Annotated in this window: 26 protein-coding genes and 1 other annotated feature; of the genes, 25 read left to right on the forward strand and 1 reads right to left on the reverse strand. The window is 45.8% G+C overall.

The window, feature by feature from the left end; translation table 11 throughout:
• Nucleotides 1-51 precede the first annotated feature (51 nt).
• The 17 genes from AA84_RS0107510 (at nucleotide 52) to obgE (ending at nucleotide 16,105) form a co-directional block, all read left to right on the forward strand.
• Nucleotides 52-1,374 carry a bifunctional folylpolyglutamate synthase/dihydrofolate synthase gene (locus AA84_RS0107510; RefSeq protein ID WP_028976677.1) on the forward strand — a complete coding sequence of 441 codons (1,323 nt, stop codon included), beginning with the start codon at nucleotides 52-54 and terminating at the stop codon, nucleotides 1,372-1,374.
• Nucleotides 1,375-1,534: 160 nt separating this feature from the next.
• Nucleotides 1,535-3,241, forward strand: coding sequence for a sensor domain-containing diguanylate cyclase (locus AA84_RS0107515; protein WP_420542177.1), 1,707 nt, complete (start codon nucleotides 1,535-1,537; stop codon nucleotides 3,239-3,241).
• Nucleotides 3,242-3,382: 141 nt separating this feature from the next.
• Nucleotides 3,383-4,369, forward strand: a complete 987-nt coding sequence (locus AA84_RS0107520) for an SPOR domain-containing protein (protein WP_028976679.1) — start codon at nucleotides 3,383-3,385, stop codon at nucleotides 4,367-4,369.
• 377 nt (nucleotides 4,370-4,746) lie between these two features.
• Nucleotides 4,747-5,433 (forward strand): RadC family protein, encoded by a 687-nt coding sequence (gene radC / locus AA84_RS0107525; RefSeq protein WP_037563241.1) that lies wholly within the window; start codon nucleotides 4,747-4,749, stop codon nucleotides 5,431-5,433.
• A gap of 112 nt (nucleotides 5,434-5,545) precedes the next feature.
• Nucleotides 5,546-6,586: a rod shape-determining protein gene (locus AA84_RS0107530; RefSeq protein ID WP_028976681.1), complete on the forward strand. Its 1,041-nt coding sequence runs from the start codon at nucleotides 5,546-5,548 to the stop codon at nucleotides 6,584-6,586.
• 43 nt (nucleotides 6,587-6,629) lie between these two features.
• The gene (gene mreC, locus AA84_RS0107535) at nucleotides 6,630-7,502 is read left to right on the forward strand and encodes a rod shape-determining protein MreC (RefSeq protein WP_028976682.1); all 873 of its coding nucleotides are present in this window, start codon (nucleotides 6,630-6,632) and stop codon (nucleotides 7,500-7,502) included.
• A gap of 2 nt (nucleotides 7,503-7,504) precedes the next feature.
• A complete protein-coding gene (gene mreD, locus AA84_RS0107540) occupies nucleotides 7,505-8,020 on the forward strand; it encodes a rod shape-determining protein MreD (protein ID WP_028976683.1) in 516 nt (171 codons plus the stop codon).
• A 105-nt stretch (nucleotides 8,021-8,125) separates the two neighbouring features.
• Complete coding sequence (locus AA84_RS0107545) at nucleotides 8,126-8,818, forward strand: septum site-determining protein MinC (protein WP_028976684.1); 693 nt, start codon at nucleotides 8,126-8,128, stop codon at nucleotides 8,816-8,818.
• Between the two features lie 26 nt (nucleotides 8,819-8,844).
• Nucleotides 8,845-9,642 (forward strand): septum site-determining protein MinD, encoded by a 798-nt coding sequence (gene minD, locus AA84_RS0107550; protein WP_010026357.1) that lies wholly within the window; start codon nucleotides 8,845-8,847, stop codon nucleotides 9,640-9,642.
• A 205-nt stretch (nucleotides 9,643-9,847) separates the two neighbouring features.
• Nucleotides 9,848-10,639 carry a M23 family metallopeptidase gene (locus tag AA84_RS0107555; RefSeq protein ID WP_028976685.1) on the forward strand — a complete coding sequence of 264 codons (792 nt, stop codon included), beginning with the start codon at nucleotides 9,848-9,850 and terminating at the stop codon, nucleotides 10,637-10,639.
• Nucleotides 10,632-11,471, forward strand: a complete 840-nt coding sequence (locus tag AA84_RS17415; RefSeq protein ID WP_051577872.1) for a M50 family metallopeptidase — start codon at nucleotides 10,632-10,634, stop codon at nucleotides 11,469-11,471. The genes AA84_RS0107555 and AA84_RS17415 overlap by 8 nt, the downstream gene beginning before the upstream one ends.
• A gap of 68 nt (nucleotides 11,472-11,539) precedes the next feature.
• Nucleotides 11,540-12,697 (forward strand): ribonuclease E/G, encoded by a 1,158-nt coding sequence (locus AA84_RS0107565; protein WP_051577875.1) that lies wholly within the window; start codon nucleotides 11,540-11,542, stop codon nucleotides 12,695-12,697.
• Between the two features lie 62 nt (nucleotides 12,698-12,759).
• Nucleotides 12,760-12,838, forward strand: a sequence feature (ribosomal protein L21 leader region).
• 56 nt (nucleotides 12,839-12,894) lie between these two features.
• Nucleotides 12,895-13,203 (forward strand): 50S ribosomal protein L21, encoded by a 309-nt coding sequence (gene rplU / locus AA84_RS0107570; RefSeq protein WP_028976687.1) that lies wholly within the window; start codon nucleotides 12,895-12,897, stop codon nucleotides 13,201-13,203.
• A gap of 12 nt (nucleotides 13,204-13,215) precedes the next feature.
• Nucleotides 13,216-13,542 (forward strand): ribosomal-processing cysteine protease Prp, encoded by a 327-nt coding sequence (locus AA84_RS0107575; RefSeq protein ID WP_028976688.1) that lies wholly within the window; start codon nucleotides 13,216-13,218, stop codon nucleotides 13,540-13,542.
• Nucleotides 13,543-13,558: 16 nt separating this feature from the next.
• Nucleotides 13,559-13,855 carry a 50S ribosomal protein L27 gene (rpmA, locus tag AA84_RS0107580; RefSeq protein ID WP_028976689.1) on the forward strand — a complete coding sequence of 99 codons (297 nt, stop codon included), beginning with the start codon at nucleotides 13,559-13,561 and terminating at the stop codon, nucleotides 13,853-13,855.
• Nucleotides 13,856-14,282: 427 nt separating this feature from the next.
• Nucleotides 14,283-14,840, forward strand: a complete 558-nt coding sequence (locus AA84_RS0107585) for a Spo0B C-terminal domain-containing protein (protein WP_037563244.1) — start codon at nucleotides 14,283-14,285, stop codon at nucleotides 14,838-14,840.
• Nucleotides 14,822-16,105 carry a GTPase ObgE gene (obgE, locus tag AA84_RS0107590; RefSeq protein ID WP_028976691.1) on the forward strand — a complete coding sequence of 428 codons (1,284 nt, stop codon included), beginning with the start codon at nucleotides 14,822-14,824 and terminating at the stop codon, nucleotides 16,103-16,105. The genes AA84_RS0107585 and obgE overlap by 19 nt, the downstream gene beginning before the upstream one ends.
• A gap of 10 nt (nucleotides 16,106-16,115) precedes the next feature.
• Here the strand turns inward: obgE and AA84_RS0107595 are convergent, their stop codons facing one another.
• Nucleotides 16,116-16,652, reverse strand: a complete 537-nt coding sequence (locus tag AA84_RS0107595; RefSeq protein WP_028976692.1) for a transcription repressor NadR — start codon at nucleotides 16,650-16,652, stop codon at nucleotides 16,116-16,118.
• Nucleotides 16,653-16,876: 224 nt separating this feature from the next.
• On the opposite strand from AA84_RS0107595, the gene AA84_RS0107600 reads away from it, so the two are divergent.
• The 8 genes from AA84_RS0107600 to tgt all read left to right on the forward strand — a co-directional run bounded on the left by AA84_RS0107600 (nucleotide 16,877) and on the right by tgt (nucleotide 24,385).
• Nucleotides 16,877-18,373 (forward strand): LysM peptidoglycan-binding domain-containing protein, encoded by a 1,497-nt coding sequence (locus AA84_RS0107600; RefSeq protein WP_028976693.1) that lies wholly within the window; start codon nucleotides 16,877-16,879, stop codon nucleotides 18,371-18,373.
• Nucleotides 18,374-18,518: 145 nt separating this feature from the next.
• Nucleotides 18,519-19,076 carry a YhcN/YlaJ family sporulation lipoprotein gene (locus AA84_RS0107605; protein WP_028976694.1) on the forward strand — a complete coding sequence of 186 codons (558 nt, stop codon included), beginning with the start codon at nucleotides 18,519-18,521 and terminating at the stop codon, nucleotides 19,074-19,076.
• Nucleotides 19,077-19,323: 247 nt separating this feature from the next.
• Nucleotides 19,324-20,055 carry a YebC/PmpR family DNA-binding transcriptional regulator gene (locus AA84_RS0107610; protein WP_028976695.1) on the forward strand — a complete coding sequence of 244 codons (732 nt, stop codon included), beginning with the start codon at nucleotides 19,324-19,326 and terminating at the stop codon, nucleotides 20,053-20,055.
• A 238-nt stretch (nucleotides 20,056-20,293) separates the two neighbouring features.
• Nucleotides 20,294-20,893 carry a Holliday junction branch migration protein RuvA gene (gene ruvA / locus AA84_RS0107615; protein WP_028976696.1) on the forward strand — a complete coding sequence of 200 codons (600 nt, stop codon included), beginning with the start codon at nucleotides 20,294-20,296 and terminating at the stop codon, nucleotides 20,891-20,893.
• A gap of 15 nt (nucleotides 20,894-20,908) precedes the next feature.
• On the forward strand, nucleotides 20,909-21,913 hold the full coding sequence (gene ruvB, locus AA84_RS0107620; RefSeq protein ID WP_028976697.1) for a Holliday junction branch migration DNA helicase RuvB: 1,005 nt from the start codon (nucleotides 20,909-20,911) through the stop codon (nucleotides 21,911-21,913).
• Between the two features lie 3 nt (nucleotides 21,914-21,916).
• Complete coding sequence (locus AA84_RS0107625; protein WP_028976698.1) at nucleotides 21,917-22,123, forward strand: DUF2905 domain-containing protein; 207 nt, start codon at nucleotides 21,917-21,919, stop codon at nucleotides 22,121-22,123.
• A gap of 70 nt (nucleotides 22,124-22,193) precedes the next feature.
• Complete coding sequence (gene queA, locus AA84_RS0107630; protein ID WP_028976699.1) at nucleotides 22,194-23,240, forward strand: tRNA preQ1(34) S-adenosylmethionine ribosyltransferase-isomerase QueA; 1,047 nt, start codon at nucleotides 22,194-22,196, stop codon at nucleotides 23,238-23,240.
• Nucleotides 23,240-24,385, forward strand: a complete 1,146-nt coding sequence (tgt, locus tag AA84_RS0107635) for a tRNA guanosine(34) transglycosylase Tgt (RefSeq protein WP_028976700.1) — start codon at nucleotides 23,240-23,242, stop codon at nucleotides 24,383-24,385. Before queA ends, tgt begins: the two co-directional genes overlap by 1 nt.
• Nucleotides 24,386-24,400 lie beyond the last annotated feature (15 nt).

Below are 24,400 nucleotides of genomic sequence, written 5' to 3' on the forward strand. Positions count from 1 at the left end.
ATCCCCCACCGTTTTCACATGGGGAACAAAAGTGATGCGGAGGACGCGGCAATGTTTGAAACAATTGATGAAACACTGAACTGGATTCACGGGCTGATCCCGCATGGAATCAAACCCGGTACGAAGCGAATGGAATGGATGCTGGCTGAATTAGGCAATCCGCAGCAAAAGATTCGTGCGGTTCACGTCGGCGGAACGAATGGAAAAGGATCGACGGTATGCTATTTATGGCATATTTACCAAGCTTCAGGCATGACGGTCGGCACGTTTATTTCACCATACATTACTTCCTTTAATGAGCGGATCATGGTGAATGGCAAACCAATCCGTGATCAAGATCTGATTAAGGCGGCGAATCTTGTCTATCCGCTGACGCTTGCTGTAGATCGAGAGACCGATCTCGGCCTTCCGACTGAATTTGAAGTTGTGACGATGCTTAGCTTTGTTTATTTTGCCATGATTCATCCTTGTGATCTGGTGATCTATGAAGTCGGTCTTGGTGGACGGCTGGATTCAACCAATGTCATTCATCCGCTCGTCAGCGTGATTACCAATGTTGCAATGGATCATATGAAGCAGCTCGGCAATACCATTAAACAGATTGCTTTTGAAAAAGCCGGAATCATCAAGGAAGCTACAGCTATTGTTACGACTGCCGAACATCCGGATGCCCAGGCTGTAATTCGTGATAAAGCTAGAGAAAAAAATGCTGAATTGTATCTCCTCAATACTGCGTTTTCCTATGATTCGCTCGGACATGATGAAGACGGCGAGCATTTTAATTTTACTGCCGACAAGCTTCATCTAAATGATCTTGTTCTCCACATGCGAGGGGAACATCAGCTGAAAAATGCCTCGGCTGCCCTGATGGCTGTCCAACATTTGGCGGAATGCTGCGGGCTTCCCATCACCGAGGCGGCTATTCGTGAGGGGCTTCTGAAGGCGGCTTGGCCGGGGCGTTTTGAACGGATGAAGCATGATCCACTCGTTATTATTGATGGTGCACATAATGTTCAGGGAACTGAAGCGCTTGTCCGCACCTTGACCAGATATTATGAAGGGCGAACGATTCATCTGCTTTATGCGGCACTGAAAGATAAACAATATGAACAAATGATTCATTTAATTGAATCGGCGGTGCATGATGTGACGTTTACCTCCTTCGATTACCCGCGCGCAGCAAGCAGTGATCTGCTCTATGCCGCGGGGCATCATCGAATCAAGAAAAAAGATCCGGACTGGATGCATGCTCTGAATGACATGATTGCTAAAACGAAAGCCGGCGAAATGGTGCTGGTGTGCGGGTCGCTCTACTTTATTTCTGCGGTTCGCCATGCCCTGCGTGATGGGAAGTCAAATGAAATGCGACCGTAATTTTAACTACAAAAACAGAAGGGCAAAAGAAGTTGAAGGGGCAAAAAAAAGCCTTTTCAACTTCTTTTTATTTTGCTACAATTACAATTAGTCAAATTGTAATAGGAAAATAGATAATTGTAAAAATTGGATTGTAATCGCACAGGATAAAAAGGGGGAAGTGCGATTGACATTACTGAAGCAAAGGGCAGTGATCATTTTTTGGCTCATGTCGATGGCAGGGCTTCTTCCGCTAATCTACGTCCTTGATCCACCAAGAAACATCACTTTTTCTTCCTTATTCACTGTAAGCATTGTCTTTATTCTCACCGCAATTTTCAGTTTTAAAGTTAAAGGGACCGATATTATTGTCCTTCAGGGAATCGGACTAGCTACCTTTCTAATATTCGGACTATTCATTGAAACGTTATTGACGCAACTGTGCATTATCACCTATTTGCTTTTTCAGCGGGTCGGGAAGTCGGATTTTTATCGGATACCGGTCAACTTGACCATGTTTTTGTTCGTTTCCATTTCTTCCGGATGTGCTTATTACGCACTAGGCGGCCAAGCAGTGACGGGAGCCCGCAATGTTTTGGCGTTGCATTTATGGCCGATTATAGCTTTCTATATTGCTGCCTATCTATCCAACAGCCTTCTTTTACTTGTCATTCGACGCGGGCTGCTCAATCAGCAAGTTGTTCTGAAACTATTCGACCGTGATTCTGCTTGGGAACTGGTGATTACGGCTTTAATGTTGCCGCTTGGTATAGCCTTCTATCTCATGTATACAACCAGGGGATGGGAAGGTATGATGATGATTGCGATTCCAATGGTCACGTTGTCAGTTATTATGAGACAAATCAACAACAGCCAGGAATTAGTCCATTTTCTTCAAAACGTGAATCATCTTGGTCAGCAGCTCACGGAAGAATTGTCCGTGAACCGTGTATTTGACCACTTGTTTGCTCAAATGCCCGCGATGATGACAACAGCGGATTATCTTTATGTTGTCCTGTACACGGAACCGGAGCACCCAAAGCTTGTCCGTCTCTATCGCAAAAATCAGGAAAGTGACTTTGTGCCCTTTCAGCAAGAAGCCGATATCAGTATGAATGTATATCAAGAAGCGAAAACGGTCACTGAAAGTGGAGAGGTGTGTGCAAAGTATCCGTTTCTCGACGCGGTGTCAAAAGGACAAGCGCGATCTTATTTGTCGGTGCCGATGATGCATCGTGGACAAGTCATCGGTGTTTTGACAATCGCTTCACATATCAACAGAGCCTTTACAAAAGCAAATAAAATCGGAATTGAAATTGTTGCCGATTTTCTTGCAATAGGGCTTGAGAATGCGAAGAATTTTGAAATTCGAAAAAAGGAAAGCGAGCATTGCCCGCTGACTGATTTGTTTAATTATCGCTACATGATGAAAATGATCCATCAAATGGTTCATGATCCTTCGCTAGAGGTTTTTTCAATTGTTATGATTGATATTGATAACTTTAAACGAATTAATGATCGGTTCGGGCATCAAAACGGCAATGCGATCTTAATTGGTGTCGCGAATCGATTGCGGAAAACGATTGGAGAACGTGGAATTGCTGTACGGTACGGCGGTGAAGAGTTTACCGTACTGCTTCCTGAAATCGATTCTGGCCAATGCTTTTCAATTGCTGAATTGATTCGCCGCGCGGTTGCAACGGAACCCTTCATGATTTTCAATGAAGAAGACAACCGCTACGACAAAATTCATGTGACGATCAGCCTTGGCACGGCAACGGCGCCTGTAGACGGCACGGATCCGTCTGAATTGATCTATAACGCGGATCACGCAATGTATAAAGGAGCAAAGCAGCAAGGAAAGAATCGAGTCGCTCGCTACTTTTGACCAATCGATGCTGTGCTGAAAATAGTCGAGAAAAAGAGAGAAATTTTTTGCGGATGAGACGACAAATGTCTCGTTCTTTTTTATGTCCGCTGTGCTAAGCTAGTCGGAAGCAGAGCTTTGTTTGGACAAAGGGGGATACCTGTGACCGCTAGGAATAATAAAACGCCCCAAGTGACGGTATCGTTTAATGGAGAAAAACATGCCTTGGAAGAGTGGACAAGAAAAGAAACAGCCGCAGATCAGGATAAGTCGCTGGACTGGATCGGCGCTTTCTCCGATGAGAACGATGAACTTCAGCAGCAACCCAAAAAAATAAGTACCGATTCAAATGCTTTTACGGAAAAAAAGCAGCCACCAGCAAAAAACAAATGGCAATCGGCGCACAAGAAACCGATGACGAAACTGCGTATGATCCGTTTCATCGGCTTACCGGCAGCGGCAGCGCTTGTCGTCGGATTGGTGATTGGCATGTCTCTTTTAATGGTGCTAAACGAACAAACGCCAAAAGAGAAGAACACATGGGCGAGCGGCGCGCAATCCAATCAGCAGACCGGCACCTCGACGATTGCCAGTAGCGATTTAAATTTATCACTCTATCTCATTCAGGCGGGTTTGTTTGGCTCGCCGGCTAAGGCGAAGCAGATTGCATCTCAGCTGAACGCACCTGCAGTTGTGATGCCTGTAACGGGAGGCAACGCCATTTTTGTTGGCGCAGCACAAAACGAAAAAGAAGCGGACCAAATGATTAAAGCGTTTGAAGGGAACGGCATGGATGTGTTTAAAAAGAAAATGACGCTGCAAGCGGCTGCTGCAGCAGCAAAAGATCAAAATAAAGCGAAGACGGCACGTGCGGCAAAGAAAATGATTCAGCAATATCTCGCCTTATCGGCGCAGCCTAACCGAATCGCAGCTTCTGGCCAGAATGTACTGCAAACCGTGGACAAGCTCTATAAATCCGTATCAGGCTTAAAATCAGATCGTGCTACTAAACAAGTGATGGATGATCTTAAACAAACGCGTGCAGCAGCAGCCCAATTGACCACAGATTCGTCCACACAACAGGCGGCTGCATTTCACAAGTGCCTGCTTGAGTCGATCGCACATTATAACGCGTTGATCCATTCTTAAAGAAACCGGATGTTTCATTAAGAATGTGTGGCGCCTGCAGAGAACAAAGCGCACAACGTATTGAAGTACAACAGATAAGAGGCGGCTTTGCTGCTAATACTGTGATGAGCGGTATGGCTTTAATCAGGCCGTTCTATGCCCGTAATCAAAGGCTTCTACGAGGCATCGATGTTGCGCGCGTAACAGAACGATTACAAAAAGATTATTATTGCTTATTTTTGCGTTTTTGTGACATAAACGGATGATTCGCGTCGAAAATAATGGGCGACTGTCCTAGAAAATAGACCATTTTTGTCATTTTTCATTCTGCAGAAAATCCTGAAACACGCTATGCTTGGCTTAAGGGATCTTCAACGTGCAGAATGGGGGAATGGTTTATGGTGAAGAATATAATGATGAAAGATGTACCAAATGGTGATCGTCCTCGAGAACGGTTGATTCGCGAAGGCGCTCCTGTTTTGTCAAATCAAGAGCTGCTTGCCATCCTCCTGCAGTCAGGGACAAGAAATCAGTCTGTAATGCAGCTTGCCGGCCGATTGGTCAGTCAATTTAACGATCTTGAACAATTGCGGGAAGCGAGCATCGAAGAATTGAAGCAAGTTAAAGGGATTGGCGCAGCAAAGGCGGTTCTTTTATTAGCCGTTTTTGAAATTGGTCGGCGTATGAGTCGAAAGGCTCACGATGCCAGGTACGCGATTCGTTCTCCCGAAGATGGCGCCGACTATGTGATGGAGGAAATGCGCACATTAAAACAGGAGCACTTTGTGGCATTATTCTTGAATACCAAGAACCAAGTGCTGCATAAGTGCACCATTTTTGTTGGTAGTCTCAACGCCTCTATCGTTCACCCACGTGAAGTGTTCAAAGAAGCAGTACGGCACTCGGCTGCTTCGATCATCTGCTTTCACAATCATCCAAGCGGCGACCCAACGCCCAGCAAGGAGGACATTGATGTAACCAGACGCTTAGCCTCTTGCGGAAAAATGCTTGGTGTGGACGTCCTGGATCATATCGTCATTGGGGACCGGCGATTTGTTAGTTTGAAACAGAAGGGGCTAATGTAAAATGAAAAGCGCATGATTCCAAACATTTCATTTCTAGCCCCCCTATAAATTCAAGATCAATTAAGATATAATTAAATGCATGAGTTTTTGCAATCGAAGGGAGATTACATAGATGTTTGGCGGATTTTCTAAAGATATGGGTATTGACCTTGGGACGGCGAACACGTTAGTGTACGTTAAGGGGAAAGGTGTTGTCGTCAGAGAACCATCGGTCGTCGCCTTACACACAGACAATGGTGTGATTGAAGCAGTCGGAACGCCGGCAAAGAACATGATCGGCCGCACACCGGGAAATATTGTTGCAGTTCGTCCGATGAAAAATGGTGTGATTGCCGATTTCGAGACAACCGCGACAATGATGAAATATTTTATTAATCAAGCACAGAAACAACGCTCCGTTTTTTCACGCAAGCCAAATGTGATGGTTTGTGTCCCATCGGGAATTACAGCCGTTGAAAAACGGGCCGTAGAGGATGCGACAAAACAAGCGGGTGCGCGTGAAGCATATACGATTGAAGAGCCCTTTGCAGCAGCAGTTGGTGCCGATTTGCCGGTTTGGGAACCAACCGGAAGCATGGTGGTAGATATTGGCGGAGGTACAACGGAAGTTGCCATCATATCACTTGGCGGGATCGTGACCAGCCAATCCATTCGTATCGCCGGTGATGATATGGACGAAGCGATCATTCAGTATGTGAAGAAAACCTATAACCTCATGATCGGGGAACGCTCCGCTGAAGCCTTGAAGCTTGAAATCGGATCTGCAGGCGATTCCGAAGAAATAGAAAAAAGTAAAATGGAAGTACGCGGCCGCGACTTGCTAACCGGTCTTCCGAAGACCATTGAAGTATCTGGAAAAGAGATCGCCGAAGCATTGCGCGATTCGGTCAATCAAATTATCGAAGCAGTCAAAGTGACACTTGAGAAGACCCCGCCTGAACTTGCTGCCGATATTATGGATCGCGGAATTGTTCTTACCGGAGGCGGAGCATTGCTGAATAACTTGGATCATGTTCTGAGTGATGAGACAAAGATGCCGGTAATTGTTGCAGAAAACCCGCTTGATTGTGTTGCAATCGGTACAGGACGTTCGCTTGAAAACTTGCCGTTAATTCGCTCCAAGGCGAACTCAATCTCATTAGCAAACAAATAATCTTTCAGCGCTAAAACGTGTGAACAGCTAAGCAGGTGTCTGTATGCCTTCATTTTTTTCAAACAAAAAATTAATCATCTTATTGACCAGCCTCATTGTCTTGATCGCACTGATCAGCTATTCCCTAAAGCAGGGGACACGTGCGAATTGGGCGGAACAATTTGTTCAGGATGTTGTCGGCGGTTTTCAATATGTGATCAATGTACCCGCTCGCTATGCAGCGGGTTTCTTTCAGAATGTGAACGATATTGAAAATGCTTATAAAGAAAATAAGCGGCTAAAAGAAAATCTGGCAAACTATGCCAGTGTTGAACAGGAAAACCGAACCCTCTCTGCGCAGAACAAGACATTAAGAGCGCAGCTTGGTTTAAAAAATGACCCGAAACTATCTGATTTTCGAAAGTATTCGGCAATGATGATCGGCAGAACGGTTGATCAATTTAATCAACTGTTGACGATTGATAAAGGTCGAGTCAACGGGATTAAGGACGGAATGCCGGTCATTACTTCCGGAAAACGGCTGATCGGCAGCATCACGAAGGCGAGCAGTTTCACCAGCAAGGTATCGCTGATCTCGGACGATCAGAACATAAATCAAATTTCAGCCGTTATTCAACCGAAAAAGGGCGACCCGATTCCGGGCATGATTGAAGGCTATGATCAGAACAAGGATCTTTTGTATTTTCGCAAAATCCCGATCAAAGCTAAAGTGCAAAAAGGCCAAGTGGTGACAACATCAGGCTTAAGCGGCAAATACCCTGAAGGACTCGTCATTGGTACGGTCATCAAAGTAACAACCGATCAATATGGGTTGACGAAGGCCGCTCAAGTGAAGCCGGCTGCAAATCTTAACGATCTAAGCTATGTTCTGGTCCTGGAGCGCAAAGCATCGGTTGCAAGTGATGAGGGGGAATGAGAATGAAGCAAAGTAAAATTTTCTTTCTTCTCTTCTTTCTATTCATCATTCAAGGGACCGTTATCCCGCTTATCTCTCTGTTCCATGCATGGGACAATGTACAATGGGTTCCGGAGTTTGTTTTTGTCGCCATCCTGATGATCGCGTTTTTCGGATCGCTCAGTTGGGGGATGAGGTATGCCCTCGTCTTTGGTTTTATGACCGACATCGTCTATTCATCGGTGCTCGGTGTCTATGCGTTCAGCTTAACGCTCACCGTTTATTTGATTTCTATGATTTCCCGATGGGTGAATTTAAACCTAGTGATGACCCTTCTCCTTGTTGCTGTCGGCGTTGTCGTTATGGAATTTCAGGTGTATGTCATTTACTTGATGATCGGTTTAACGGATCAGAATCTCAGCGTTTTCTTTCAAGCACGTGTGCCTGCAACGCTTGCGCTCAACGCACTCTTTACTCTGCTGATCTATTATCCATTTCGCCGAGATTTAGTGAAAATGTCTGACTGGATTAAAAAATGATTTAGTCCAGTTGCCGTTATCCAAACTTTTGTAGGGAACTGTATGTTTTAAGAAGGAATTTATTCTATTAATATTGAATATCAACATATCGAGGTGAAAATCCCGATGCCAGCCACTCAGTCACTTGTGACAATAAAAGGGCGCAAAGATGGTCTTGTTCTTGTCATGAATGAAGCTTGCGCTTATCGCGATTTGTTAATCGAACTTAAGGAAAAATTGGCAGCGAGTACGAATCTAGATCAAAACGGTCCGGTCATTTCTGTGAAAATTGAAGTGGGTAATCGTTATATCAGCACAGATCAGCGGGATCAGCTTAAACAGATCATCCACTCTTATGATCATTTAAAAGTGGAAGCCATTCATTCGAATGTGCTGACTTATGCAGAACTGGACCAGATCAAAGAGCAGGAGAAAATAGTCACGATGGTTCGAATTGTACGTTCAGGCCAAGTGCTCTCTGTTCAAGGAAATCTTCTCTTAATCGGAGATGTCAATCCGGGAGGCGTTGTGTCTGCCTCAGGAAACATATACGTTCTTGGGTCTCTGCGCGGAGTCGCTTCAGCAGGGCAAGGCGAAGATGGAAACAACGCGGTAATTGTCGCATCGATTATGGCGCCGACACAGCTCAAAATTGGGGAAACCATTAGCCGCAATGAGCGCAACACAGCCGAAGTGTTGACAGAACGACATAGGTTCGAATGTGCGTATTTGGACGATCATATTGGAAAAATCGTGATTGACCACATACAAGCCACAATAAAAAAAGGAAATCTACCATTTACGTTTAATAAGATGTAAGATTGATAGAAAAGGGGTGTGTAGCGATGGGAGAAGCAATCGTTGTGACATCTGGAAAAGGCGGGGTTGGAAAAACAACAACTTCCGCAAATGTCGGTACTGTTCTTGCCCTGCAAGGGAAAAAAGTCTGTCTTGTGGATACGGACATCGGCCTGCGCAATCTGGATGTTGTTATGGGACTTGAAAACCGAATCATCTATGATTTGGTTGACGTTGCACAAGGCCGGTGCAAGCTTAATCAGGCATTAGTGAAGGACAAGCGTTTTGAGTGCCTCAGCTTGCTGCCGGCAGCCCAAACAACCGATAAGGACTCGATCCAACCCGATCAGATGAAGAAAATCATTGATACGTTAAAAGCCGATTTCGATTACATTATTATTGATTGTCCGGCTGGCATCGAACGCGGCTTTAAGAATGCGGTTGCAGGGGCGGATCATGCGATTGTCGTGACGACACCTGAAATTTCTTCCGTTCGCGATGCTGATCGAATTATCGGTTTGCTGGAACAAGAAAAACAAGTTTCACCACCGCGATTAATTATCAATCGCATACGGCAGCATCTGCTTAAAAGCGGTGAAATGCTTGAGATCGATGAAATCATGAACATATTGGCGATTGACTTGATTGGTATTGTCATCGATGATGATGGCGTGATCTCTTCGTCAAATAAGGGGGAACCAATCGCGCTCAATCCTTCATCAAAGGCTGCAATGGCTTATCGGAATATTGGAAGACGGATTCTGGGAGAAACCGTTCCGCTTATGGATCTTGATGAAAAGCAAGGCTTTTTCCATCGGGTTAAAGCCTTGCTTGGAATGAGATAATCGAGAGAGTTAGCTTTTAAAGCGTCCGTGCGTAAAGAAATTCTTTGCGCATGGACGCTTTTTTCTTTGCTCATATTTAATAAAGACCGGGCATACAGTCTTTGTAGAGGCTTGTTCACAATGGACAAGATCATGCGATAGGCAAAATGCTGAAAGAAATTGAATGAACGAATAAAACGGATCCATGCGGAAAGGAAGCAAACCCATGAGCGATTTTATGGATTATAAGCGAAGACATCAGTTGCGCAAACAAAGAAAACTAACGATGCTGCGAGAGTCGCCAAAGGATTACAGCCTTCATCCCAAGAAATCAGGGAGCAGCATGATGAATGCGCCTTATTGGGCAGATCTGGAAGAGCCCCAAAAACCGCCGGTTAATCATACTCGCCGCTTCATGCTGCAATGTGTGGTCTCAGCTTTGCTTGTCGGGGCAGTCTATTGGGTAAATACAAACGACAGTCAACTCTCGGCGGTAAAACATTCCATAAAGACAGCGATGACTCAGGAATTCCAGTTTGCTGCCGTATCGCAGTGGTATGAGAACTATTTAGGCGATCCAATCAGTTTCCTTCCCAATATCCCCAAGGACACTAAAAGCGCCGATGAAGGATCAAGTGAGCATCAAACGCAAACGGATAAATCATCTTTTGCTAACCCGGTGACCGGCGAGGTGAAGACACCGTATAAATCGGCAACGAAGGGAGTCACCGTTGAAACCCATGCACATACAACCGTTAAAGCAGTAAAAGATGGTCTGGTTGTATTTGTCGGAAAGAAAAAGACAATTGGCGAAACGGTCGTCATTCAACATAAAGATAATGATGAGTCATGGTACGGAAAACTCGATGCGGCGGATGTAAAAGTATATCAGGAGGTGAAAAAAGGTCAAAATATCGGCGTTACTTCCGGTACGAACAATAAAAAAGGAAGCTTTTATTTCGCCCTAAAAAAGGGGGAAAAGTTTATTGATCCGATACAGGTGATGTCCTTTGACTAAGCTGCTTCCTAAGATTAAGATTCACCCTGTTTTCTGGCTGGTCATTGCTGCCGGAACATTGACCGGGCATCTTTGGGGAACGGTAATGGCCTTTGTCATTGTGCTGATTCACGAACTCGGTCATGCATTGACTGCTCGATTGTTCGGATGGAATGTGCTCGAAATCGAATTACTTCCCTTTGGTGGCGTCGCAAAAATAGATGAGCGCGAGACGCATCCTTTTTATCAGGAATGTTTGGTGCTGATTGCCGGACCACTGCAAAACGTTTGGCTGCCACTGCTTTCTTATGCGCTGCTGAATTTTCCGTTTTGGGGAATGAACGAACACAATCTCTTTCTCATGCAAAATAATGCGCTGCTGCTCTTCAATCTGCTGCCGATCTGGCCGCTTGATGGAGGACGTCTGACTCATGTCTTGATGGAGATGGTTTATCCCTATAAACTGGCTTATCGCCGCGCGCTTTGTTTCTCCGCAATTGCTTTAGGATTGTTCGGTGTAATCAGCTTGCTGCTCTATCCCTTTTCAATCAACAGCTGGATCATTTTTTTATTTATTCTCGTTGCGATCTATAAAGAGTGGCGCGTGATCCCGTTACGCTTTATTCGTTTTCTGCTTGCGTTATCAAGCGGCAAGCAGAGATTCGTACGGTTAAAGAAGCTGTCAGTTCCAGGTGAAATGTTGCTTACTGAAGTTTTTGCAATGTACTATAAAAATGCCGATCATCGTTTACGAATTATTGGCGAACCGAAGTCTGAACTTGATGGTATCGGACTGGTTCGTGATTATTTTAAAGGTGATTGTGAAGCAGCCACGATTCGTGAATGCCTATAAGTGCGAAGTTGCACCGCCCGATTCAATTTGGGATAATGAGCCTAAGCGAATTATGGGTGGGGGTTGCGATGGTCCAACTCGATTTAAGCATTGCGCTTGAAAAGCATTTGGAAGGCGTTCGAGCGGCAGTTTTCGAAAATGGGCGGGTGGTGTCCTTTTATCTTCAAAACGATGCAGCGGATCTGCGAATTGGGGATATCTTTCTTGGCCGTATTTCTGAAGATCGCCTCAGTCAAGTCGGTTGGTTTGTTGATCTCGGAGAGGGAAGGAGCGGCTTTCTTCCCCACAACCGCTGCGTCAAGCATCGCCCGGAGGATAAAGGCGCGTTTATCCTCGTTCAGGTTGATAAAGAGCCATGGAATCAAAAGGAAGCCGAACTTACAGAACATGTGCAGATGAAGGGGAAAACGATTATTTATTTGCCCTACAGTGGCTATGTTGCCGGATCACAGCGCCTTCCCGAACAAGTGCGCGATTCATTGAAGCGGGCGGCTGCCGCTTGGTGCGTTGATAACGAGGGCGTGATTGTGCGAACAGCAGCAGCCAAGCAGCAGCTGCAAACACTTCGGCAAGAGTTTCTTAATTTGAAGGATCAGTGGCGTAACGTTGAGAAAGCGGCTTCCTCGGCAACGCAGCCGAAACGGATCTGCCGCCAATTATCTTTTCTTGGCGAACTGTTTAATGAGCATCATTTTCCAGAGCATTGTACGGTGCTTACTAATTTTTTGATTGCCCAGAATGAAATTCCGGAAGGAGCGTCGGTACGGCATCTTGCGGAAACAAATCTCTTTCGTTCACTAAATATTGAGTCTATATATACGCATGCCTTTGCATCTAAAGTAGCACTGGAGTCGGGGGCGTCCCTTGTCATCGACTATACGGAAGCGTTGACGACAATTGATGTGAATTCAGGCTCAATGAAGATTCAGAAGAATCGTGATGAAGCGATTCGGCGAATTAATCGCAATGCAGCTAGGGAGATTGCAAGGCAATTGAGATTGCGTCAGATTGGTGGAATCATAATCATTGATTTTTTACGGATGAACCACGAGTCGGATCGGCAAGCCCTTTTGCAGCAGCTGATCCATGAAACCAAACCGGATCCAAACCATGTTCAGGTCTATGGATTTACTCGAGTTGGCTTAGTGGAAGTGACAAGAAAACGTCAGAGCTGGGGAATTCAGAATCAGGTCATGAGCATGATGAAAAATGCAGCTCATCGTTGACAGACAGCAATGGACTATGTTAAGATTCAACATGTTATTATGTTGTTAAAGGACTTAGGAGCATCTCGCTCCAACCGCTCAGAATAGGTTATAATGCCCGCCAATTTGGGCAGCCTTTCTCTGGCGAGTCTGAGATGACAGATATGTTTGGACAAACCGATTTGTCACAAACATAATCTTAAAGGAGGTGCATCGGAATGTACGCAATTATTGAAACCGGAGGCAAGCAGCTGAAGGTAGAAGAAGGAAAAACGATTGTTATTGAAAAGCTTGCCGGTGAAGCAGGCGATGCCGTTACGTTTGATAAGGTGCTTTTTGTTGGCGGAGAATCTGTAAAGGTCGGCGCACCGACTGTTGAAGGTGCAACGGTAACGGGTAAGGTTGTTGAACAAGGCCGCGACAAGAAAATTGTTGTGTTCAAGTTCAAAAGAAGAAAGAACTACCGTCGCAAACAAGGTCACAGACAGCCATTCACAAAAGTTGTCATTGAAAAAATCAATGCGTGACGGTGGCTTGCGGTGGTTAATCTAACCATTCATCGTGATCCTCATGGGCAGATTGTTGCCTTTAATTTAACCGGTCATGCCGATAGCGGTCCCTACGGAAGTGATCTTGTGTGTGCAGCGGTTTCTGCTGTTGCGTTCGGATCGGTTAACGCCGTTGAATCGCTGGCAAATCTGCAGTTGGACGTGCGGCAGAAAGATAGTGGTTATCTTGAATGTGCGATCCCGGATCACGCTGCTGGCAGTGATTTGGAGAAAGCCCAGTTGATCTTGGAAGCAATGCTTATCTCAATGCGTACGATTGAACAGTCGTATGGTCAATATATTCGTATTAGTGATTAAAGGAGGTGCCTTAAAGATGTTGAAATTAGATCTTCAATTTTTCTCATCGAAAAAAGGTGTTGGTAGTACAAAAAACGGTCGTGACTCCATCGCAAAGCGTCTAGGCGCAAAACGTGCAGACGGTCAAACGGTGACAAGCGGCTCAATTCTGTATCGTCAGCGCGGGACTAAGATCTATCCGGGAACGAACGTTGGACGCGGTGGCGACGACACATTGTTTGCAACGGCAAATGGTGTCGTTAAGTTCGAAAAGTTCGGTAAGAACAAGAAAAGAGTCAGTGTCTACCCGGTAGAAGTGGCTAAAGAAGCTTAATGCTTTTTGTGCATGAATAAGTATTGAGGCGGCAGATGACTTTTTGCGCAAGCAAAAGGTTTATCTGCCGCTTTTTTACAGGAAAAGAAAGTATAAGATTTTGCCCTGTCTTCAAACCAATAGCCCAGTGTCTTGGCTAAGAATCAAAGCGGAAGTACTCTGGCGCCAGCGGGATTGCGCTTTGTTGATGCGTGCCAGCGAGCAGATGAAGTGTCGTTTAAGCCTATCCAGTTTTTTTCATGCAGCGACTTTTGCTCAATTAGAATGTGCCTCTACAGGGCATCGAAGGCCTGGCTGCTTAAGTCGAAAAACGCCGCAATCGCCAGTGGGGATGCAAGGTTTTTTTTCATGATTTGAGTGACGCTTTCGCTTGTCGTTCCCCGACAGGGATCTGTTATACTGGTCTTGTGCGATTGGAGGTGCGGCAATGTTTAATGAACAAAAAGCGATGGAATTGTTGAGTTTCGCGCGGCATGGCCTATTGAATGATTTGCAGTTGATTAAGGGTTATCTTTTTCTAAAGCAGCCGGAAAAAGCGGAAGAAATTGTTGAACGGGTCACAGAGAAACTTCATAATCAAACGGGACTGACTCGTTTGCAGATCCCGCAATGTGCGGTTTTTCTAATGCACTACAGCTGGACTGCTCAGGACTTTCATGTTACTTTTCATATTGACGGTAAGCAGAAGAACTTATCTGCCTATGATCATTCACTGGCGCTCTTGTTCAAGGAACTTTTTTCGATCATCGAACAACATGCGTCGCCTTTGTCAGAAAATAAGGTAGAGATTATTTTTGATACAACGGAACCTGAAACACGCATATCGGTCTATTTTATAGGGATACTTACGGATCCTCATGCTGCGGAACAACAGGTAAACAATCAGATTGTGTATCAATCGTTTCAATGGGTTGAACACTACATAATAAACGATGGAAGCAATGAAAATGAAGTGAGGTGGACAATGTGTTTGTCGATCAAGTAAACGTGTTTGTGAAAGGCGGCGATGGCGGCAACGGCATGGTTGCCTTTCGGCGCGAAAAGTATGTGCCTGACGGAGGTCCGGCGGGCGGCGACGGCGGCAAAGGGGCCGACGTGATCTTTGAGGTTAATGAAGGGTTGCGCACCTTGATGGACTTTCGTTACAAACGCCATTTTAAGGGAAAAAAGGGAGAAAACGGCCGAACGAAGAATCAACATGGCAAAAGTGCGGCTCCGCTCGTTGTCCAAATTCCACCGGGAACGGTTGTTAAGGATAAGGAAACAGGGAAAGTGCTTGCTGACTTGACTGAGAACGGGCAGCGTCAAGTGATCGCAGCAGGCGGACGCGGCGGACGTGGCAATACCCGTTTTTCGACACCGGCAAACCCGGCCCCGTATATTTCTGAAAATGGCGAGCCGGGTGAAGAACGCGAAGTACAGCTGGAGTTAAAGCTCTTAGCAGATGCGGGGCTTGTTGGTTTCCCAAGTGTTGGCAAATCAACGCTTCTTTCTGTCGTGACTTCAGCAAAACCAAAAATTGCTGAGTATCATTTTACGACGCTTGCGCCGAACCTTGGTGTTGTAGCTGTTGATGAAGGGCGAAGCTTTGTACTTGCCGATCTTCCGGGACTGATTGAAGGTGCAAGCAGTGGTGCGGGTTTGGGGTATCAATTCTTGCGCCATATCGAACGTACACGGGTCATTATTCATGTGGTTGACATGTCGGGAAGCGAAGGCCGGGATCCTTATGAAGATTATCAGAAAATCAATGAAGAGCTGAAAAGTTATCAACTGCGTCTCTTAGAACGTCCACAGGTTATCGCTGCTTCGAAAATGGATATGCCGAAAGCTGAGGAAAATTTGAAAACATTCAAGGAAAAAGTTGGTCCTGATGTTCCGATATTCGCTATTTCTTCTCTGACGAAAGCAGGATTAAAAGAATTAACACAAGCCGTGTATCAATTGATCTTGACCACACCGGAATTTCCAATGGAAAAACCGGAGCAAGAGGATGGCAAGGGATTGTACACTTTTAAAAAAGAAGAAGCACCGTTTGTGATTACACGGGATTCGGATGGTGTTTTCAATGTTTCTGGTCCAAAGGTCGAACTGTTGTTTAAAATGACGAACTTCAATCACGATGAAGCTATTCGGCGTTTTGCGCGTCAGCTGCGCGGTATGGGTGTGGATGATGCGTTGCGTGAAAAAGGGGTCTCTGAAGGAGATACCGTTCGGATTATGGATTTTGAATTTGAATACTCTGATTAAAAAAGGCAGGTTACAAGAGGTAACCTGCCTTTTTTAGCGCATGTATTGCATGATTGATCTTTTCTAGGTCACTTGCTTCAAGTTCATGAACGTGCACGCCGTCGGTGAGGGAAGAGAGCAGTGATGCACCGGTTTTTTGTAAGTTTTCGACAAAGTGTTGCACATCGGAACGATTGCGCACCATCAATGAGCGAGTGATTTCGCCATATAATGGATGTTCCACAGTTACGTTCAGAACCGTCACACCGCAGTCAACAATTCGATTCAATTCGTCTTCGGTCTCGCTGATTGAATGTTTGCATGCAACGATCTTTGTGATTTGCTCCTGTTTGCTTTTTTGGAGCAACAGATAGCCTTGCGAAGTGGCTATAATCGGCTGCCCTTCAGCCTTGAGAAGCGAGATATCTTGAACAATGACTTGTCTGCTTACCTTCATTTTTTCGGCGAGTTCATTGCCTTTAAGCGGATCTGGTGTTTGCGCCAAAAGACTCAGAATCGACTTTCTGCGCTCATCCCCGGATATTCTTTTTCCTCTTGTCGTTTTCATGGTTTTGCACCCCATCAATTTTTTACCCATTCAATCGTTTGATTTGAATGATTGTGTGTGACTGCTCTTTTAAGTATAAGACAAATCAATGCTTCTGTGTATGGGTGACGGCTTGGCTCCCATTGATTTGAGTGATCGGCCGATAACTTTCGATTGGAAAGAGTGGCAAAATGCCCAGAAACACCATATATATAAAATGACTTTCACAGGAGGGATGGAGAACCGTGAAATTATATGTTGTCCAAAAAGGCGATACCATGGAAGAAATCGCAAGAAAACATGGCATGACAATTGACGAATTCAGGAAAATGAATACAGATTTAAGCGAAGGTTCCTTGCAACAAGGGGAGAAGGTAAAGGTGGCAATTGGAAAACAGCCGATCAAGCGAAAGATTTCCGCTCGATCCGAGGTGACGCACGCGTCTGCTCCTCAACCTCAGCCGCAGGCGCCTGAACCGGAACCACCGCAAACACCTGAACCAGCGCCTTCCCAGCCGCAGGCTGTGCAAGAGATCAAGGAACAGCCGAATGCAGTTCCTAATGCCCATGTTTCCGGAACAGAGGATACAGAATATCCGCAAATTCTCTACCCCAAAAGCCCGGAAGATAACGAATGGAGTCCGACAGACACAGGGATGTATCCCAATTATTCTGCCCCACAACCGTCGTCGGGCAGTCCAACAAATGAGGGGCCTTCTGATCCGAACGCAGGTAGCGCGGTTAGTCCTGCTTATGGAGGGTCAACCTATCCAACCTACCCGAACGTGGGAAATGTGGTCAGTCCGATTACACAAAGCCCAACCTACCCGAATGTAGGGAATGCGGTCAGTCCGGCAACGCAAGGGCCAACGTATCCGAATATGGGGAATGCGGTCAGTCCGGCAACGCAAGGGCCAACGTATCCGAATATGGGGAATGCGGTCAGTCCGTCGACGCAAGGGCCAACGTATCCGAATATGGGGAATGTGGTAAGTCCGTCGACGCAAAGCCCAGCGTATCCGAATATGGGGAATGCGGTCAGTCCGGCAACGCAAGGGCCAACGTATCCGAATATGGGGAATGTGGTCAGTCCGTCGACGCAAGGGCCAACGTATCCGAATATGGGGAATGTGGTAAGTCCGTCGACGCAGAGCCCAGCGTATCCGAATATGGGGAATGTGGTCAGTCCGTCGACGCAAGGGCCAACGTATCCAAATATGGGAGGCCCCGTGAGCCCTGCACAACAAAGTATAAATCCATATTATCCTACCCAAACTGGAGCAAATCAGAATTATCCGCAGAAAAAAGGCGGTTCATATCCGAAATTGCAGCCTTGGAAAGGGAAACAACCGCAATACCCAATTGGAACAAAATCAGTACCTTTGGATCAGCCGTATACAGGAGCTTCTAAAGGTGGCAAGCACCCTTCAATTGTGTCTCCGCAAAAGGGTGGTGCATATGGAAAAACGCAAGGATCACAAACGGCGCCTGCTTATACGGGAAAGCTTTCACCGGTTGGTACCGGCTCCTATGGGATGCCACCATATCCTTATACTCCGGTTAATTCGAAAAAGCCATGTAACTGCGGCGGACCGGTTTCAAACTATGGAAATGCTCCGGTAGCAGGGTACTATGCAGGCAATCAGCCACCACATCAGAAACCGATTCCTTATAGTGCACTGTCAAATCCTAAGGCACCTACCTATCAACCGTTAAAACAAGAAGGAAAGTCAAAAAAATAAAGATGCGTGCAATGAGTGAAGACGGTTTTAGACGCGAATCGCTGCTTCTCAATTCGTTTTCTATTTTTTGTCAGTTTATCGGTAAAAATTCTTAGCGTAAAAATTGCCTCCTTCACACATCATAAGTGCGAAAGGAGGAGTTAAATTGAAAAAAGCAGTACTTAAATTGGGGACCGTACTCTCACTTGGGGCTTTCTTGGCAGGGTGCCAAGCAGATAATGCGGCAAACAACAATCCAAATGTTGCACCGCGAGACGTCAATTATCGTACGGGGTACAACAATCCGAATACAGCGCCTGATTACACAAATTTCAACAATCCGAATGGTCCGCGTGCAAATCAGATGAACTATGGCGATCAGAGGCGTTTAGCAAAACGTATCTCTGATCGGGCCGCTTCAGTTGATGGGGTGGATCAAGCGCATGTGCTCGTCACAGGCAATACGGTTGCAATTGGTGCCGTACCGGAAAAAAATGAGAACGTTGCAAACTTGAGAAAGCAGATCCGTCTTCAGGTTCAGCCACTAGCCGGTGATCGTGAAGTGCTCGTTTCAACGGATAATCGTTATGTGAAGCGCATAACCGCAACTGAAACAGATTTTAATGCGGGAAAAGCAACACGTGAAGTGCGTTCTGATATCGTTGGCATTATTGACGATCTGACCAATGCAGTGAAACGTCCTTTTGAAAACAACAGTCGCTGATCAATGCCTCTAAAGCAGCAAAAGAGCAAAGGCAGAGCCCTTTGCTCTTTTTTTTAGAATAAAAAATGGTTATAATGGGAACGGAGTGAATTTTACGGAGTACGCGAAAGTATAGGATAAAAGAACATAAATGGTAAAAAACGACGACGAACAAGAACAGAGGACGGCAATTGCCGGTTCTTTTTTTGACATTTATGTTTTTTCGACTAAGATGCGTTCAGCCGTAATTTTTGGGAGGAGAACCATTATGTCTGGACATTCAAAATGGAATAACATTCAGCATAAGAAAAATGCTGTTGATGCAGCACGCGGAAAAATTTTTATGAGGTTATCCAAAGATATCTTCTTGGAAGCGCGCCATGGTGGCGGCGATCCGTCAATGAATTCCGGGCTTCGCCACGCGATTGAAAAGGCGAAAGCTGCAAATATGCCAAATGACAATATTTCCCGGGCAATCAAGAAAGCAACCGGCGATCTTGATGGTGTGACTTATGAAGAAATCACTTATGAGGGGTACGGACCAGGCGGTGTAGCTGTAATGGTCGACGTCCTGACGGATAATCGTAACCGCTCTGCCTCGGATATTCGCCATGCCTTTACAAAAAGTGGCGGAAATCTAGGCGAAAGCGGCAGTGTCGGATTTCTGTTCGACAAACAAGGCATCATTGAAATTGAGAAGAATGATGAACTGGATGAAGATACAGTGATGATGGATGCAATCGATGCGGGTGCAGAGGACATGAAAACGGAGGATGACCGGTTCATCATTATTACAACACCTGACGTCTTTGAAGATGTTCGCAAAACATTGAGTGAAGATAAAGGATATGAAGTTGACCGCGCGGAAGTTGCCATGATCCCGACAACAAAAACAGCATTGACCGGCAATGATCTTGAAAAGATGAAAACATTGATTGAAGTGCTGGAAGACAATGATGATGTTCAGGATATTTATACCAATCTTGAAGAAAACGATTGATTCAGCAGAAGTGGAGAAAAGGGGCATTCGTCGCGGATGCTCCTTTCTTTTGCGAGATAAGGAAGTTCATGATTTTGAATTTGCTTCTCCTGAAATAAGCGGCATATCAATCGCTGCGAGACATGTAATCGCTCGGACGCCTTGCATTGTTTTTATTGGGACAAAAATGTGTCATATGCTATGATAGAATGAGTGAACTGACTTCAGAGCAGAAATGAACGGATGAGGAGTTACTTACGTGTTTGATTACATAAGGGGAATTTTAACCTATCTTTCCGGAGGCGGGATCGTTATTGAACAGGGCGGGTTCGGCTATCGAATTATTTGTCCTAATCCATTTACCTATCAGCCTTTGCTGAAAAAGGAAGCGAAGGTTTATCTGTATCAATATGTACGCGAAGACGCGAATATTTTATACGGATTTCAGACGAGGGAAGAACGGGAACTGTTTGTCCGACTGCTCTCTGTTTCCGGAATTGGACCGAAAAACGCACTAGCGATTCTTGCCTCCGGTGATCCGGATGAAGTGATTCAAGCGATTGAAGCGGAAAATGAAAAATATTTGACCCGTTTTCCTGGCATTGGCCGCAAAACCGCAGGGCAAATCATCCTCGACCTAAAAGGCAAACTGCAGGAATTCGCAATAAGTCCTGCTGCAGAACTGTTGGATGAACCCGAAAAGCGGTTAAACAATGCACTTGCCGAAGCGATGGACGTTCTGTCTTCGCTCGGATACTCGGAACGAGAAATTCGAAAAATCGTGCCTAAACTTGAACAACAGAATCTTAGTGCTGAAAATTATGTCAAGGAAGCGTTGAAACGATTATCAAAGCTATAAAAGGAGGGCGTCTAATTGGAAGAGGATCATCTGCTTTCGCGTGATGCGTTGCTTGAAGATCAAGGGCTGGACCAATCCATTCGTCCTTCCGACTTAGATCATTATATCGGTCAGGAAGAACTGAAGCGGAATCTTAAAATCTTTATACGTGCTGCAAAAGCGCGGCAGGAACCGCTTGATCATGTTCTTCTCTATGGACCCCCGGGGCTAGGAAAAACGACGCTTTCAATGATTATCGCAACGGAGATGGGTGCAGGAATTCGCACCACTTCCGGCCCGGCACTGGAACGACCTGGCGACCTAGCTGCGGTGCTCTCATCCTTGGAACCGGGCGATGTTCTTTTTATTGACGAAATTCACCGGCTGCCGCGCCATGTTGAAGAAATTCTGTATCCGGCGATGGAAGACTTTTGCATGGATATCATGATTGGAAAAGATGAAACCGCGCATTCGGTTCGGCTGAACTTGCCGCCGTTTACCTTAGTTGGGGCTACGACACGTGCCGGGTATCTGTCTCCGCCGCTTCGCGATCGTTTTGGCGTGATTCACCGCCTGCAGTTTTATACACCGGAAGAATTGTCTATGATTATTAACAGAACGGCAGGTGTATTGAAAACAGAAATTGCCGAGAATGCCTGCATTGAAATTGCCAGACGTTCGCGCGGTACGCCGAGAATTGCTAATCGCCTGTTGAAACGGATTCGCGACTTTGCACAAGTTGAAAACAATGGCATGATTGATCAGCAGACGGCGCGAGATGGGCTTACGCGACTGCATGTTGATGAAGCAGGACTCGATCGTGTTGATCGTCAACTGATTCTGGGGATAATCAACCAATTTAATGGCGGACCGGTCGGTTTAGATACTCTTGCCGCATCAATTGGCGAGGATCGGCATACGATCGAAGACGTTCAAGAGCCGTACTTGCTGCAGATTGGATTTATTCAGCGCACACCGCGCGGACGGATTGTGACCGACCAAGCGTACCGGCATTTTCATTGTAAACGAGAGGACGAGTGATAAATGGGTGATTTCGGGAAAGTGCTCATGATTGCTGGCGCCATTATCTTTCTAATCGGCCTTTGCTGGCCGCTTATTGGGCGGCTGCCTGGAGACCTCATTTTTAAAAAGGGAAATGTCACCTTCGTCTTTCCAATTGTTACCTGTATTCTTGTTAGTTTGCTCTTATCCTTAATTATGTACTTCATTAATTTATTTCACAGAATGTAAGAATGCCGGCAGCAGAACGCACTTTATCCACTGCGTGTGCGGCATTCTGGAAATGAAAGAGAGTGCTGATATGGATTTATCTGATTTTGATTATGATTTACCTGAAGAATTAATTGCGCAGACCCCGCTGAAGGATCGCGCCGCATCACGTTTAATGGTGCTTAATCCAAATAAAGACATGATTAACCATCATCATACATTCAGCGAAATCATCGATTACCTGAATCCCGGTGACTGCCTCGTGCTTAATGACACGAAAGTATTACCGGCACGGTTGATCGGTCATAAAGAAGAGACCGGCGCAAAAATTGAATTGCTGCTGCTAAAACAAAAGGAAGACGACTGCTGGGAATGCTTGGCCAAACCAGCGAAACGTGTTCATAAGGGAGCGCGCGTTTCATTTGGCGATGGCAAACTCATCGGCGAATGCGTTGAGGAACTGGATGAAGGACGGCGCATGATCACATTCCACTATCAGGGCATTTTTTATGAGGTTCTTGATGAGCTGGGCAAGATGCCGTTGCCTCCTTACATCAAAGAACAGCTTGATGATCCGGATATGTATCAAACCGTCTACGCAAAGCACCGCGGTTCTGCTGCCGCTCCGACAGCAGGCTTGCATTTCACAAAAGAATTGTTGGCCGACATTGAAAAAAAAGGTGTACATGTTGTCTTTATCACGCTGCATGTCGGTCTGGGCACGTTCCGTCCGGTTAAAGTGGACAAGATTGAAGAACACACGATGCACGCTGAATTTTACCAAATGACCGCTGCGGCTGCCGATACGCTGACCCAAGCCCGCATGCAAGGCAAGCGAATCATTGCCTGCGGAACGACTGTGATTCGCACACTGGAAACGATCGCGGCTAAATACGATGGTCAGCTCAGAGAAAGTTCGGGTTGGACCGATATTTTTATCTATCCGGGCTTTCGCTATCGCGCCATTGACGGGATGATTACCAATTTTCATTTACCAAAATCGACGTTGATTATGCTGGTCAGTGCGTTTGCCGGACGTGATTTTACTCTGAAGGCGTACCGCGAGGCGGTAAAAGAACGGTATCGTTTCTTTAGTTTTGGCGACGCTATGTTTATTGAGGAAGGAATTAACCATTAATGAGTCAACCTGCAGTTACTTATGAATTAATTAAAACAGATAAAAAGACAGGCGCGCGGCTTGGCAAGCTGCACACACCACACGGGACCTTCGATACACCGATGTTCATGCCCGTAGGCACGCAGGCGACGGTGAAAACGATGAGTCCGGAAGAATTAAAAGAAATGGGTGCCGGGGTCATCTTGAGCAATACCTATCATCTTTGGCTGAGACCAGGTGAAGACATTGTTCAGGAAGCGGGCGGTCTCCATCCGTTCATGAATTGGGATCAAGGTATTTTAACCGATTCCGGCGGCTTTCAAGTGTTCAGTCTCAGCAAGCTGCGCGATATCTCAGAGGAAGGTGTTCATTTCCACAATCATTTGAATGGGGAAAAGCTGTTCTTGTCTCCTGAAAAGTCGATTGCAATTCAAAATGCACTCGGTTCTGATATCATGATGGCTTTCGACGAGTGTCCGCCGTTTGATTCATCGTTTGACTATATGAAAGCATCTGTAGAACGGACAAGCCGTTGGGCCGCACGCTGTCTCGAAGCCAATGTCAATCCGGACCGTCAGTCGCTTTTCGGAATTGTTCAGGGCGGCGGGTTCAAAGCATTGCGCATGCAGTCGGCGCGTGATCTTACGTCGCTTGATTTTCCCGGCTATGCGATCGGCGGACTATCGGTTGGTGAACCCAAGGAAAAGATGAACGAAATGCTGACCTATACAACGCCGCTGCTTCCTGCGGATAAGCCACGCTATTTGATGGGCGTTGGCTCTCCGGATTCGCTGATTGACGGCGTGATTCGCGGTATCGATATGTTTGATTGTGTGCTTCCAACACGCATTGCCCGTAATGGAACATGTATGACTGAGCATGGCCGGCTCGTGATCCGTAATGCGAAATTCGCTCACGATTTTCGTCCGATCGATGAATCATGCGATTGCAAAGTATGCCGGAATTACTCACGTGCCTATATCCGGCATCTTGTAAAAGCGAATGAAACCTTTGGATTTCGCTTAACCACTTACCATAACCTTTATTTTCTGATAAAATTAATGAAGCGTGTCCGATCTGCGATCAGAGAAGATCGACTGCTTGAACTTAAAGCGTCATTCTTTGAGTCGTACGGGTTTAATAAACCGGGTGCAAAAAACTTTTGAGGTGTAGAAGGGACG

Origin of the sequence: Sporolactobacillus terrae DSM 11697, assembly GCF_000648615.1 — a bacterium.
Taxonomy (GTDB): Bacteria; Bacillota; Bacilli; order Bacillales; family Sporolactobacillaceae; genus Sporolactobacillus; species Sporolactobacillus terrae.